Annotated in this window: 12 protein-coding genes and 1 pseudogene; 1 reads left to right on the plus strand and 12 read right to left on the minus strand. The window is 40.2% G+C overall.

Features of this window, described 5'->3' with window-relative positions:
• Positions 1 to 1,260 (plus strand): annotated as a pseudogene (locus tag L650_RS0115870) (ATP-binding cassette domain-containing protein); the annotation flags it as partial.
• Here the strand turns inward: L650_RS0115870 and L650_RS0115875 are convergent.
• From L650_RS0115875 to L650_RS0115930, 12 genes are all read right to left on the minus strand, one after another.
• The gene (locus L650_RS0115875; protein ID WP_029773712.1) at positions 1,257 to 1,748 is read right to left on the minus strand and encodes a DUF2798 domain-containing protein; all 492 of its coding nucleotides are present in this window, start codon (positions 1,746 to 1,748) and stop codon (positions 1,257 to 1,259) included. The pseudogene L650_RS0115870 and the gene L650_RS0115875 sit on opposite strands and share 4 nt — an antisense overlap.
• 150 nt (positions 1,749 to 1,898) lie before the next feature.
• Positions 1,899 to 2,147 (minus strand): DUF4282 domain-containing protein, encoded by a 249-nt coding sequence (locus tag L650_RS0115880; protein WP_002960155.1) that lies wholly within the window; start codon positions 2,145 to 2,147, stop codon positions 1,899 to 1,901.
• A gap of 77 nt (positions 2,148 to 2,224) precedes the next feature.
• On the minus strand, positions 2,225 to 2,794 hold the full coding sequence (locus L650_RS0115885) for a hypothetical protein (protein ID WP_029773713.1): 570 nt from the start codon (positions 2,792 to 2,794) through the stop codon (positions 2,225 to 2,227).
• Position 2,795: 1 nt separating this feature from the next.
• Positions 2,796 to 4,013, minus strand: coding sequence for a murein transglycosylase domain-containing protein (locus L650_RS0115890; protein WP_029773714.1), 1,218 nt, complete (start codon positions 4,011 to 4,013; stop codon positions 2,796 to 2,798).
• 19 nt (positions 4,014 to 4,032) lie between these two features.
• Positions 4,033 to 4,746 carry a hypothetical protein gene (locus L650_RS0115895; RefSeq protein WP_029773715.1) on the minus strand — a complete coding sequence of 238 codons (714 nt, stop codon included), beginning with the start codon at positions 4,744 to 4,746 and terminating at the stop codon, positions 4,033 to 4,035.
• Complete coding sequence (locus tag L650_RS0115900) at positions 4,746 to 6,044, minus strand: hypothetical protein (protein ID WP_029773716.1); 1,299 nt, start codon at positions 6,042 to 6,044, stop codon at positions 4,746 to 4,748. The genes L650_RS0115895 and L650_RS0115900 overlap by 1 nt, the downstream gene beginning before the upstream one ends.
• Positions 6,045 to 6,050: 6 nt before the next feature.
• Positions 6,051 to 7,418 carry a hypothetical protein gene (locus L650_RS0115905; RefSeq protein ID WP_029773717.1) on the minus strand — a complete coding sequence of 456 codons (1,368 nt, stop codon included), beginning with the start codon at positions 7,416 to 7,418 and terminating at the stop codon, positions 6,051 to 6,053.
• A complete protein-coding gene (locus L650_RS0115910; RefSeq protein ID WP_029773718.1) occupies positions 7,415 to 8,545 on the minus strand; it encodes a hypothetical protein in 1,131 nt (376 codons plus the stop codon). The genes L650_RS0115905 and L650_RS0115910 overlap by 4 nt, the downstream gene beginning before the upstream one ends.
• An 8-nt stretch (positions 8,546 to 8,553) precedes the next feature.
• Positions 8,554 to 9,456, minus strand: coding sequence for an LPP20 family lipoprotein (locus L650_RS0115915; RefSeq protein WP_029773719.1), 903 nt, complete (start codon positions 9,454 to 9,456; stop codon positions 8,554 to 8,556).
• Positions 9,456 to 10,178, minus strand: a complete 723-nt coding sequence (locus L650_RS0115920; RefSeq protein WP_029773720.1) for a hypothetical protein — start codon at positions 10,176 to 10,178, stop codon at positions 9,456 to 9,458. The genes L650_RS0115915 and L650_RS0115920 overlap by 1 nt, the downstream gene beginning before the upstream one ends.
• A gap of 279 nt (positions 10,179 to 10,457) precedes the next feature.
• Entirely contained in the window at positions 10,458 to 11,078 is a 621-nt protein-coding gene (locus L650_RS0115925; protein ID WP_029773721.1) for a LysE family translocator, read from the minus strand.
• A 68-nt stretch (positions 11,079 to 11,146) separates the two neighbouring features.
• Positions 11,147 to 12,655 (minus strand): alpha/beta hydrolase family protein (locus tag L650_RS0115930; RefSeq protein WP_164835572.1); only part of this gene is annotated, 1,509 nt, incomplete at its 5' end.

Here is a 12,655-nt window from a genome sequence, read left to right on the forward strand (position 1 = left end):
GCTGGTAACTCAGTATTTGTGGTGGAGCACGATACAAGTGTAATTCGCCACGCCGATTGGGTGGTTGATGTAGGGCCAAATGCGGGTTCGCATGGCGGTAATATTGTTTACAGCGGCCCAGTTGAAGGCTTAGAGCAAGTGAGCAACTCACATACAAGTCAGTATCTTTTTAAGCATAACAATAACGCAAAGCCAAATCATCAAACACAACGTACGCCATCAGCCTGGCTTAAGCTAAGTGGTATTGAGCGTAACAATTTACACAACATCAGTGCCGAATTTCCGCTTGGGGTTATTACAAGTGTTACGGGGGTTTCTGGCTCAGGTAAATCAAGCTTAGTAAGCCAAGCCTTAGTCGAGCTTATTCAAGATGCTTTAGGTCAAAAAACGCCGCCGCCAATACCTACCGATGAAGCCGACTTGCTTGATCAAGAACTTCAAACACCAACCCATGGCAAAATTACCGAGGGCCTTGAGCATATAAAGCGCCTAATAACGGTTGATCAAAAAGCCATTGGCCGCACGCCTCGCTCAAACCTTGCTACTTACACTGGTTTGTTCGATCACGTACGTAAATTATTTGCCAATACCAAAGAGGCAAAAGCGCGTAAATACGATGCAGGTCGTTTTTCGTTTAATGTGAAAAAAGGCCGCTGCGACAACTGCGAAGGCGTAGGCTTTGTAAGCGTGGAACTGTTATTTTTACCAAGCGTGTATTCGCCTTGCCCTGTGTGTAACGCCAAGCGCTACAACCAAAAAACACTCGACATTACCTATAAAGATAAAACCATTGCCGATGTGCTTAATTTAACGGTGGAGTCAGCGCATACATTTTTTGCCGATGAACCCGCTATTTTACGTGCGCTAAATGCGCTCTTACAAGTAGGCCTTGGCTATTTACGTTTAGGGCAACCTGCTACTGAGCTTTCGGGCGGAGAGGCCCAGCGCATAAAGCTTGCCACAGAGCTGCAACGTGCGCAGCGCGGCGATACGCTGTATATTTTAGATGAACCAACCACCGGCCTACACCCAAAAGATGTAGCCATGTTAATGGCGCAGTTAAATGGCTTAGTTGATGCGGGCAACACCGTAATTATGGTTGAGCACGATATGCAAGTTGCCAGTAACAGTGATTGGGTTATTGATATTGGTCCAGGAGCCGGCGACGAAGGCGGCTTAATTGTTGCTCAAGGTAAACCAGAAGATGTGGCTCAATCTGAGCATAGCCGCACGGCAACATTTTTAAAAAGCGCAATTTAGCTTTTTAAAAATCGCTCTAATTTAGGTTTTACAGTAACCGACATAACAAGCATTAATGTTAAACCAATGGGTAGCGCGGCTAATAACCCCTCTACCCACGCGGTATAAAATAAGCGCATATTGGCAAAACCTATATTGTTAGTAGCGGTTACAAACGCCATTAGCGACTCCATGGTAAGCGCCATAAAAACGCTAATCACTAAATTACGTTTTAGCTCACTTGCTTTTGGTAATAATTTAGCCACCAAGGTATTCATAAGGGCTGTCATTGCTAACCCCACAGGAGCCATAACCAACACCGCACTTAAAAACGAGGTAAACCAATCCATATAAAAATGCTCAGTTATACCTACATTTGTGTAAGTCATAATGCCTGTTAAGCTGCCGCCTACAAAAATAATAATACTTACCATCACCATTATTTTATAGGTGATCGGTGTTTTTTTAGGCTCTACGAGCGCAGAATTTACTAAAGTAGGCGTATTCATTAAACAGGTATTTCTCTTAAAATAGATGACAAAATCAACTATAGTAAATTAATTGACAATATCAACTACTTTCTTTTGGTTAATTGGGCCGCCAAAGATTAAAAGTAGTGGTAACACTCAATGCCACCACTACTTTATGAGAATTTAAAATTATTCTGATTTATTAGCTATTTTTTGAAGATTTTCATGAATTTTAAATAGTACAATTAATAGCTCACACCAGATGCGCGCACCAATAGCCCCACCAACAATTATGGCCAAACCACTAATGAAACCACCACCATACTTAGCAAACATTGTTGTAACACCTGAGATCAAAGTGCCTATTAAAATTAACCAGTAAACAAATGTAATTATTTTTGGGGTTAACATTGAATCAAAAAAGAATATATCTTTCATTTCAGTCCTTCATAACTCCGTTCAAAAATACTAGTTTAGCGGAGTTAGAAACTAAACTAGTAATATAGAATTTTTTATTAGTTATTTAAATTTTCTAGCTCTTTTTCAAGTTCTTTCATCGCTTTTTGGGCTTTGAACTCTTCGTAAAGTGCTTCACGCGAACTAGGATCTAAACGCTTACCAGATTGAGCTACTAGGTTATTAAATGTTTCTTGTGTATTGCTCATTACAACGAATGTACAAAGCTGCTTTACACCGTCTAATTTCGCAAATGCCACTTCTTGTGGCACAGCACCTACAAGGCTTTGCTGTGCAACCTGTTTGCTTACTTGCTCAAAAGTACCGCCAACATTTAGCTCATCATTACTTTGTGCTTTACGTTGGTATAATTTATCCATAACACTTGCTTTAACTTGTATCTGCTGGGATAAATCGGCGCGTGCAGCCGCAATAGCTTGTGCTCTGTCGGTTGACATACTGCCTGACCAAGGTACGCATGATGATGAAGCTAATCCTTTATCAGACACAGGTAATAATACCCAGCTTGGCACTGAATCATTTTTTGCTAACGGCTCAGACTGAGTTTGTTCAGTGCTTGAACACGCACCTAATGCTAAAGCGGCTATAAGAGGTAATAACTTTTTCATTTTAAATTCCTTTCAATTGCTTTTGATAATAAGCGGTGCGTTTTACCACTTTTTGTAAGTAATTACGGGTTTCTTGTGCAGGTAACTTATTTACCATTAAGGTATAAACATTCTCTGATGACATTGCATTAGCTGCAATACTTGCCTGATTAAGTGATTTAGAGCCACTTAACGTTTTGGCTACGTTGCCAGGGCCAGTATTATAAGCGGCTATACTCATGTAAATTCTTGATTGCGCATTACGCACATTTTTAAAGTAACGATTGCTTAAAATATGCATGTAAGTACTACCTGCTTCTACGTTATTATCTGCCTGAAATAAGTATTCTGGACTAAGTAATAGCGGTTTTCCTTGCAAAAAGTTACTCACGTCTTTACCCGCCGATGTCGGGACAATTTGCATCAATCCAAAAGCAGGAATTGGGGAGCGAGCTAGTGGGTTAAAACTTGATTCCGTATGAATGATGGCTAATAACAATGCAGGCTCTATATTGTAGCGCTTTGCTTGTTGCTGAACTTCAGGTAAGTATCGTTTTGCTTGATTAGAGAGCGTATTAGCAGGCAGCTTATAGCTAATTGTTACTCTGTCTTTTTGCTTCGTTATTACAGGCACCTTTGCAGAGAGTACCTCTTCTACAATCTCTGTAGAAAGTACTGTTTGCTTAGCTATTTTTTTAGGTTGAGTCGTTGTTGATGGCTTATTCCGCTCAATTTTACTATTTAAAGACTTACTAGTAGAAGTGAAGCTTTTATTATTAATGGTATTATTAGCTGCAATATATACCGGATCCTTTGCAAGTGCTTTATCTACCGTGATTTGAGAAAGCTCATTTACTTGCTCTTTTGCATATTCAACAGCTTGCTCGTTGTTTTTGCTATTTAATAACTCAACCACCACTTCACCACTTTCAAAGTTTACACTGGTGCGTTTATTTAAGTCATCACTGTATTTGACCCATACTTTTGAGCTTGGCAGATTTGGGTCTTGCCACTTTGTAGTTACTTGTTTTAAATATGCATTTTGCGCATCACGCCAAGCAGTTACAAATGCTTCAAATTCTTGTTTTTGTTGTTGCTCAAACTGATTAAACTCACTCTGACGCTTTTTTAGAAAAGCCTCAAATTCAGCCTCATCATTCGTTTGAGCTATGCTGGTAAAACTCATTGTTAAATAAGCGAATACGCCTATTTTTAGAAGCATTTTAGCTTTTAAATGCATTTTTTATATCCCTATAAAATTAAAAGTAGCTACTTAGATCATCAGCAGGTAGGTTATCAAAAGCAGTTTGCGCTGCTAAATTTAAACGCTTACAGTCTATGCTATTGCATTGTTGGGTTAGCGAAATAACTTGTTTATAACGCCCATAAACAAACCAGGTTTGTGCAACAGACGCCTTAGCTTCATCGAGCTTTAACTCACTCGCTTTTAAATATTTATCGAGATAGCTTAAGCGTTGCTCTTCTGGTGATTGAGCTGCAACTAATGCCACCGCATCAGACATTGTTGTAGGGTGATTCAATGCAACTTGCAATAAAGGACGTAAGTTTGTTTTATCCTTTTGGCTACCAATTTGCCAAGCAGCTCTAATGGCAAGTCCAGCTTCGTTAATATCTTTCGCAGCAGGTGTTACAACGCCAGTACAAGTTAACCATTCTTGCTGTTTTTCTTGCTTATAGCCCGTAATTTCAGCGTTAATAAAGCTTACCGACTCTGGCAACGTAATATTGAGCTTTTTAGCTAAAGTATTTTTAATAATACTGCGCTCAGGCAGGGTCAATGCATTTCGACATGCCTGCTCAAGCGCATTTTTTGCACTCGATTTTAACGCCATTACTCGGGCGTATTGACCATTAGCCTGACTTTTATAAAAAGCAGTTTTTTGTTCAATTGTTTGCTCTGAGTCGAAAGTGGCCGAAGCCACCAACGAAAGCGCTAAAATAGGTGCTAGCATTAAAGTTCCTTTTCGCTCGCTACTTTACCTGATGCACCCTGAGGGTTAGCCGCTTTTTCGTTTAACCCACCGTACACTTTGATTTTGTGACTAGACTGGCTTACACCATTAACAGTTTGGCCATTATTACCTTCCATCTCTTTAGCTGCTTGTCGCGCTGTAGCTTCTAAACTAGGAGCATAAACTGCGACACTGTATTGCCAATATTTGTCATCACTAGTAAAGTTTTTTACATTAACACCCGCTGGTAACTGACCCTGAGCTATTGTTTTATATTCATTGGATTGCTTTACTTGATTTACAAATGTTTCCCTTTGCTCATCTAATATTTTTACTTGTGTAGGATCTTGTAAATATGGATCATCATATTTAAAGTTTTCAGAACCCTCAAACTGCTTCTCATCCATTTTACCCTGCCACGTAACAGATTCACCCTGCATAGTTGCTATAAGAGCTGAACGTGCACGAGTTTGCGACTGTGATTTAGCCATTTGTCTTAATTGACGCCCCATACTTTTATTTTTATCTTGTCGAATAATTGCCGAACCATACCCGATTACAATGACTTCACCAGTAGCTGCATTAGTTAATACCTTTGAACCAACCGGAGGTAAGACACCACTTTTGACATCTTCTATAACTTGTTGAAATATTTCATTTGGGTTAGTAGTTACAGCTATAATCCCTCTATTACTTTTAGTTTGTAATCGAGTTTTTGGTGTGGAAATTAAACTAACTCTTACCATTTTCTCTTCTGGGTCATCAAAAACATCGAATGTTACATACCCAGCAAGCATGCCTGAAAGTGACTCTTTACAGTTTTCAGTTAATGATGCCTTAGAATTACTCGCTCCTTCGACACCTGTATCAATCCGATCCATTGTTATCGATGCAGCTGTCTCACATTGCTGTTGCAGCCCTGTCATATTTTGAACCATTTGCTTCTTTGCAATTAGACCGGCTTGCACATATGCACTTCGTTTAGAGAGCAGTGTAGCGTTTATATTTTCGTAAGTTTTATAGTAATTGCTACCAATTGATAAAATACCAGTACCACTGCCAACCTGAATCATTTTAATGCCGTCTTCGTTATCATCTATTAATGCTTGATGAGCAACAGCAACTGCAACGTTTGTATCTTTTGCAACTACTACATCTCCAGAAACCTGTGCTTGTTCAGCACCTGCAACTTGTGCCCCTGGGCGAGCTGGGATCATATCCGTTAGGCTAAACTCTTCCGCTGCGATTGCAGGCATAGCTAAAACCATTGCTAATGTTAATATTTTTAATTTCATCATCTATCCTTATTTGTACCTGAGTGTAAAATCGTCTTCGACTGTAATTTTTGAAAGGTTTTTTGCTGTTATTGTCATTAATACTTGATCGAGCGCATTAGCAAGCTCACCGGTATTACCTTTAAACCTAAGGCTTGCTACAGTATATTTTTGCTGTTTATGTATAGATACATCGCTTACGCCACCTAACGTACTTAATACATCATGCAATTTTTCTGGTTGCGTTAACTTATTGCTTGGCAGCATGACTTCACGAACTAAGCCCCCTCTTGCAACTACTTGAGTAAAGGCATTATTAAGCGTGTTATGAAGTGCCTCTGATTGTGACTTGCTTGCCAAATGCACTGCCATTAAGTCTTTTTCAACGTATGGGCCTTTAGGCAATGACATAAATGAAGAGTCGTTTTTCCACTGGCCATAAATATTTCCAGCTAAATCTCTAACGTCAGCAGTTAAATAAAGTTGTCTGTTGTTACCTCTCTTAATCACTTCAGATTTTGCATAAATAACTAAACTAGCCGCGTTACCAACTTCAATACCTTGCTCGTTTAACCAAACTTTTAGCTCTGTTTTTAATGGTTCAGGCGCAATAACTTGGACTCTAGGCGAACCAATCATGCTCAGTAATTTAGATGCTTTTTGAATGAGAGGTGCTTTTTCTACCACAGCAATAATGGTGACTTCCACACCACCATTTTGCAGTTCTTTGGTTTGCAGCGTTTGCCATTCTTTAACAAGCCCTTCACTATGACTCGAAAGCTGTTGGCCTATTAGCTCTTGCATGTTTGTTGATTCGTTACCGTCAACAATATTCATACTCATGCTTGATGATTGCGTATGCTGCTGAGTAAGCCAAACACCTACAACTTGCGATACAGCGCGTTGCAAAGCATCTTGTTCTGCAATCGTCAATGCTGTTTTACCTTCTTTTTTCCAGCCTTGGCCTATTACTGTCACACTAATATTTTGAGTGGTTTGCTGCCAATTTTGCTCTTGCGGCTCCCCTAACTCTTGCGGGTTAAGGCTTACAGTCATGCAAGTGTCGTTACCGCTTAGTGTAGGTGCTGAGTAATTTAAAGGAACAGCGCCTGCACTCAACCCTTCCATCATCGTAGTGCGTTGCTGCTCATATAAGCTGGCTGCATCATCATCTAAACTAGTTGTTAAATGTTGCTGTGCACCTTGTGTTGTTAGGCTTTTATTACCTTTAATAAAACTGATTAGCTCGGCACTTGCCTGAGCTTTTGCACCAGAAATAGCCGTGCTACCTCGACCATAAGCACATGCCTGTGTTTGTAGCGTACCATCAGACAATACATCCACTTGAGCTTGCGCACTCAAAGAACATAATGCTAACAAGCCAAGCTTTTTGATCATGTTCGGTTCTCCAAAAAGTCAGCTGGAGTACCGACCGATACAGCAAATATTTTTGCACCATTAGATGGGCGATAAATACCGTTTTCAGCTTTATTTTTAACATCATCGGCTGCATCGGAAGCTTTCCAACGAATAATTTCACCATTTGCACTACTACGCGAAGGGTTTACATTTGCAACTCCAAGTGGCTCAACAAATCCAGCCTCATAGCTAAAAATGATCATTGTTTCGTTAGGCAGCACACCTGCATTTTGGCCTCTGTCTAAGCTAATTTTGTTACCTTTAATACCTAACACTTGTGCTGTTGCTGGCATTTCACTCAACATACGAGTAAGTAAAATATCAATACCACGCGATCCCATGTCACTAAGTACTGCATTTACATGAGCACTTTGATCAAAGTGGAAACCCGCTGCATAGCGTCCGCTTACTGTTGTAAATTTTAACTCTGAGCGATCACGTACATCTTCCGATTTAACACGAATCTTTCCTAAATTTGGGTGCGATAGCTTTTCACGTGTTTGTGGGTTTATAACGCCGGTTGTCAGCTCTAATGTGTAGTCGGCCCAATCTGTGATCGCCCCTTCAGTTTTTAGCGTTCTCAGTGAATCAATTTTCACGACAAAATCGGGAATTAATGCTTTAACTTCAGCGCGTTTAGCTGCTATTGCTACACCTTGTTGTTGTAAAATTAACTGTTGCTCTTTTGAAATAGCATCATCATCACGCGTAACGATTCTAAAGCGATTAATACCAGCAAATTGATTTTCGAGCATAAGTAATAAATTTTGATTATCAAACTCACGCATTGCATCAACACCAATACCACTTCCGCTTACACCTGCTAAGTCAAAATACATACGTATAATAGGCTTTTTGAGTGGGCAACTATCGGTTTCACTATTGATATCGAAGGTACAACGCTCTAAACCTTGAGTATCAAAATAGGCCGGCATTGCAATATCGGCATCTTTAAATACATAAGCGCTTTTAGCGATTACTGTATTCGAAGCGTTGTTGCTTACTGTACCAGATTGAGTCGTGCTTCCCTGTTTTGGGGTTGTGTTACAACCAGCCAATAAGGCAATAGTTAGTGCAGAAAGAGTTAAATTTTTGACTAATTTCATTGCTATTCCTAATTATCAAACAGCCACTGACTTGCAGGCGCTTTAATTTGTTTTACTAAGTTATTAATCGCGTTTTGTTTTGCGATTTCTTGAGTGCTGGCACTTTCTTGTGCGGATATATCGTGCTGTAACAGCACTTTAAATGGGCTCACGCTTCGAGTAAGTACAATGGTTAGATTTGCTTTAGCGAGGTAGGCATTATCGCTTTGAGCATACTGCCATCGTAATTGTGGCCGCACCCATAAGCGAGTTGAACCACTATGCGGTAATGCATCATTTAGAGCAGACTTTATTTGGCTAATGTTATTAGCGCCTATCACATCGCAAGCGACAGCGCCTAACCCTATTGATTGTTCATTTAATAACTTATTTAAAGTTTGTTTTATAAATGGCTTAGAGCCAGATAGGAGTTCTAACAAAGCTAATTTTTTTGAGGCAAGATTAAGCTCTCCACTTTTTTGGAGAGCCCATATAAATCGCTGTTCTGCATTTTTTTTGGGGATGTCCATACGCTCTAGTCCCTCTAAATCAGATTTAAGATTAGCGATTAAAGTCGTTTTTTTTATGCCCACTTTTAAAGCAAATAAATTATTTTGGTTAATCGAATTAAGCTCTTCAAGCCCCGTTAATGTAATCGGTAAACTTGTTAGGCTCGTTGTTTGTTCAAAATAGTTATTTACTCGATTATTTTGCTTTTTTAGCGTTTGTAATTGCTGTGTATTTACATCAACGCTTAATTGAGTAGTAATGTCGGCTAGAGCCGCTTGCTTTGCGGCTAAGCGACTTTCACCAATACCGACTGCAGTTATGTATTCATCACTCTTATGTGATTTGGTTACCCAGTCAGGCCAACTTTGAGCAGAACAATTAAAAACACAGGCTACTAAAAAAGCAAAAATGCTTGTTTTCATCAGCCTTTCGCTTCTTGCTCAAGCTGAAGCTCATTTATAGCTGTGATAGTTGCTTGTTCAAGTTCAATAATTTCGTTTGCTTCAAGTGCTAATGCAAGCTGATCTTTTGCTTTAACAAGTGCAGTGCCTATATCTTTTGGATCTTCTTCTTTTTCGGCGTTTTCTTCGTCACTTGATAACCAAGAGCTAACTACATCACCTCCCATTCGCAAAGCTGTAACTTTAGCTATTGCAGTACTGTGCTGGCTCAAAATATAAGCAGACTTAGCTATTTCAATTGTTAAGTCTGTCGCAAGCTCAACGTTTTGTTGGTAAATACCTTCATTTGCTAAATTATAAGCTGCAATTTTATGACCAATTTCTTCGTCTTTATTTTTAGCCCCTGCGTCAAATTCAACAATGGCAGCTTGTAATTGTTCAGGTGTAGAATTCTGATGAGCATATAAAAATGCTTGCACATCTCGATAGTTATCAGTTTGAGTACGATACTCGGCCATAACCTTGCGTTGACGCTCTAAAATAATGGCGGACATATTTAAAAACTCATCTATCCCTGGTTGCACTTCAACAGGGTGAAAATAGCCTAGAGTGTCCATACGAGTTGTTAATTCTGCGACGGCTGCATTTCTGTCTAAATTAGCAGATGTACTTGTATCTGTTGTCGATACACAACCGGCGAAAAGGGGGGCGAAGATAATGGCAGATAAGATAGCTTTTTTCATTAGGTTATTTCCCTATACTTATAAAAACACAAGAAAGCACAAAGCTAAGCTATTGACTTGGTTCATTCTTCCTTGAACATTTAATTAGAATTACCGAATTTATGAAAAAATGCAACTCTACAAATTAAGAACTTTTTATTTACTTACCTTTCATTTTATTACAAATGTAACGCTGGCAAGGCGTTCAGCCAACATTCATACTTTTATCTCATTTTATAAAAACTTTAAATTTTTTTACTTAATAGCATCAACAGGCTTAGACTTAGTATAAATAGTAATCTAGCCTCCTAATGCCAGCCATATGCCTACTAGCACCATAAGGCTGCCTGCAATTCGGTTCATCCATTTTATATTATCGCCACGGCTTAAAAATAAACGTAGGCTTTTACCGCCTGTGGCGTACGCTAACATGCAAATAAATTCGCTTATCATAATAACTAAAACAAGCACTAACAGTTGCGGGGCTAGTGCGTGTTCAACGCTAATAAATGGCGGTAGTAAAGAGATCATAAATGCCCAGCCCTTTGGATTAGCAATGGCAGTTACAAAGCCTTGCGTAAATAGCGACTGGCGACTTACATCACTTGGGCTATGTGTATCAATCGACATTTTACCTTTTGCGCGCCACATATTTATACCTATATAAATTAAGTATGCACCGCCTACCCATTTTAAAATATCGAACGCATTAGGGTAATTTAGCATTACGCTTGCAACACCTAATACCGCAGCAATAGCAACACTTGCGACCCCTAACAGCTCACCTATCATCATCCATAATGTGCGCCTTACACCTATGCTCATACCTAATGTCATGGCAAGGGTCATACACATACCCGGTGTAATAGATACAAAAAAGAAGGTAGGAATAAAAACGGCAAGCGCTGCAACATCAATCATTTTTTCTCTCTATATTAAAAGCAAAAAACGCGGCTAAAGTAGCCGCGCTATTGGTTACCTATTATCTACTATTGTTCAGTACTTGCCACTGGCTGAGTAATGACCTCTACTGGCTTTGCGGTATCACTCAATAAATACTTATCTAGCCATTGCTCTTGTTCCCACAGTACGTGTAATAAGCTTTTACGAGCGCGGTAACCGTGGGCTTCGTAAGGAAGCATAACTAAGCGAGCGTCTTTACCTAAGCCTTTTAGGGCGGCGTACATGCGCTCACTTTGCATTGGGAAAGTTCCAGAATTAGGATCTTCTTGACCGTGGATCATTAGCATTGGCTCGTCAATTTTTTCAGCATGGAAAAACGGCGACATGTTTGCGTACACACTTTGTGCTTGCCAAAAATCACGCTCTTCACCCTGAAAACCAAACGGCGTTAGGGTACGGTTGTAAGCACCACTGCGAGCAATACCGGTTTTAAATAAATCACTATGCGCTAATAGGTTTGCCACCATAAATGCACCGTACGAGTGCCCTGCTATAGCAATGTTGTTTTTATCGGCAATGCCTTTTTTAACCAGCACATCAACCGCAGCTTGCGCACTTGAAACTAGCTGCTTTCTAAAGTTATCGTTTGGCTCGCTGCCATCAATACCTACAATAGGCATTTTAGGGTCGTCAAATACGGCAATACCTTTAGCAAGGTAAGGCATAGGGCCCCAATAACCAATGTAAGTAAATTCGTATGGCGATTCGCGCACTTGTGATGCTACGGCTTTATCTTTGTATTCAAGTGGGTACGCCCACATAAGTACGGGTAACGGGCCTTGGGTTACATCGTAACCTGGCGGTAAATAAAGCGTGCCCGAAAGCTCAACCCCGTCATCACGTTTGTAACGTAACTGCTCTTTTGTAACCCCTTTAAATGCTGGGTACGGATGAGCAAAGTTAGTAAGCTGCGTAAGAGTATCGTTATCTAAATCACGAATAAAAAAGTTAGGTTGCTCGGTTTTAGACTCTCGCACAGTTATAAAGCGCTTGCCTTCGTCGTCAAGCAATGCACGAACACGCTCGTAGTATGGCGCTTGTGATTGCCATAAACGCTTGCTGCTATTCGTTTTTACATCGTACTGGTCTAAAAACGGAATATTACCTTGCTCAGACGCGCCGTTACCGCGCAGATACATATAACGCCCGCCAACAATTTTAATAACGTTGGCGCCTAAATCGTTACGCTCGTATATAAAGCTACCTGGGTTTTTATACGCATCGTTATAGCTTCGCTCAGAAAAAAGCACACGGTTTTTATCTGCATTGCGTGGCTGAATAACATACGTACGCACTTGGCGGTCGCTAAAGCGCCAGTCGCTAAGCATGGCAATATTTTGATTGCCCCAGACTATACCAGCATAGCGGCGCTCTACTTTAGCAAACAGCTTAGGCTCGCGTTTAAACGGCGCGCGTAGGCTGTAAATATAATCATGGTGCTTAACATCGGTTTTCATGTCGCCGCCATCTTGCGCTTCGGCCCAAATAACTTCTGCGCCTTGATCCGCGCGCCATTCAAAATCGCGGCGGCCGGT

Source organism: Pseudoalteromonas sp. TB51, assembly GCF_000498055.1.
In the GTDB taxonomy this organism is placed as follows: Bacteria; Pseudomonadota; Gammaproteobacteria; order Enterobacterales; family Alteromonadaceae; genus Pseudoalteromonas; species Pseudoalteromonas atlantica.

What these genes read in the sequence shown, in the direction of transcription:
- L650_RS0115915 (WP_029773719.1), bottom strand. Translation starts at nt 9,456, where the DNA reads ATGAAAACAAGCATTTTTGCTTTTTTAGTAGCCTGTGTTTTTAATTGT.
- L650_RS0115920 (WP_029773720.1), bottom strand. Translation starts at nt 10,178, where the DNA reads ATGAAAAAAGCTATCTTATCTGCCATTATCTTCGCCCCCCTTTTCGCC.
- L650_RS0115885 (WP_029773713.1), bottom strand. Translation starts at nt 2,794, where the DNA reads ATGAAAAAGTTATTACCTCTTATAGCCGCTTTAGCATTAGGTGCGTGT.
- L650_RS0115905 (WP_029773717.1), bottom strand. Translation starts at nt 7,418, where the DNA reads ATGATCAAAAAGCTTGGCTTGTTAGCATTATGTTCTTTGAGTGCGCAA.
- L650_RS0115910 (WP_029773718.1), bottom strand. Translation starts at nt 8,545, where the DNA reads ATGAAATTAGTCAAAAATTTAACTCTTTCTGCACTAACTATTGCCTTA.
- L650_RS0115925 (WP_029773721.1), bottom strand. Translation starts at nt 11,078, where the DNA reads ATGATTGATGTTGCAGCGCTTGCCGTTTTTATTCCTACCTTCTTTTTT.
- L650_RS0115875 (WP_029773712.1), bottom strand. Translation starts at nt 1,748, where the DNA reads ATGAATACGCCTACTTTAGTAAATTCTGCGCTCGTAGAGCCTAAAAAA.
- L650_RS0115890 (WP_029773714.1), bottom strand. Translation starts at nt 4,013, where the DNA reads ATGCATTTAAAAGCTAAAATGCTTCTAAAAATAGGCGTATTCGCTTAT.
- L650_RS0115880 (WP_002960155.1), bottom strand. Translation starts at nt 2,147, where the DNA reads ATGAAAGATATATTCTTTTTTGATTCAATGTTAACCCCAAAAATAATT.
- L650_RS0115900 (WP_029773716.1), bottom strand. Translation starts at nt 6,044, where the DNA reads ATGATGAAATTAAAAATATTAACATTAGCAATGGTTTTAGCTATGCCT.
- L650_RS0115895 (WP_029773715.1), bottom strand. Translation starts at nt 4,746, where the DNA reads ATGCTAGCACCTATTTTAGCGCTTTCGTTGGTGGCTTCGGCCACTTTC.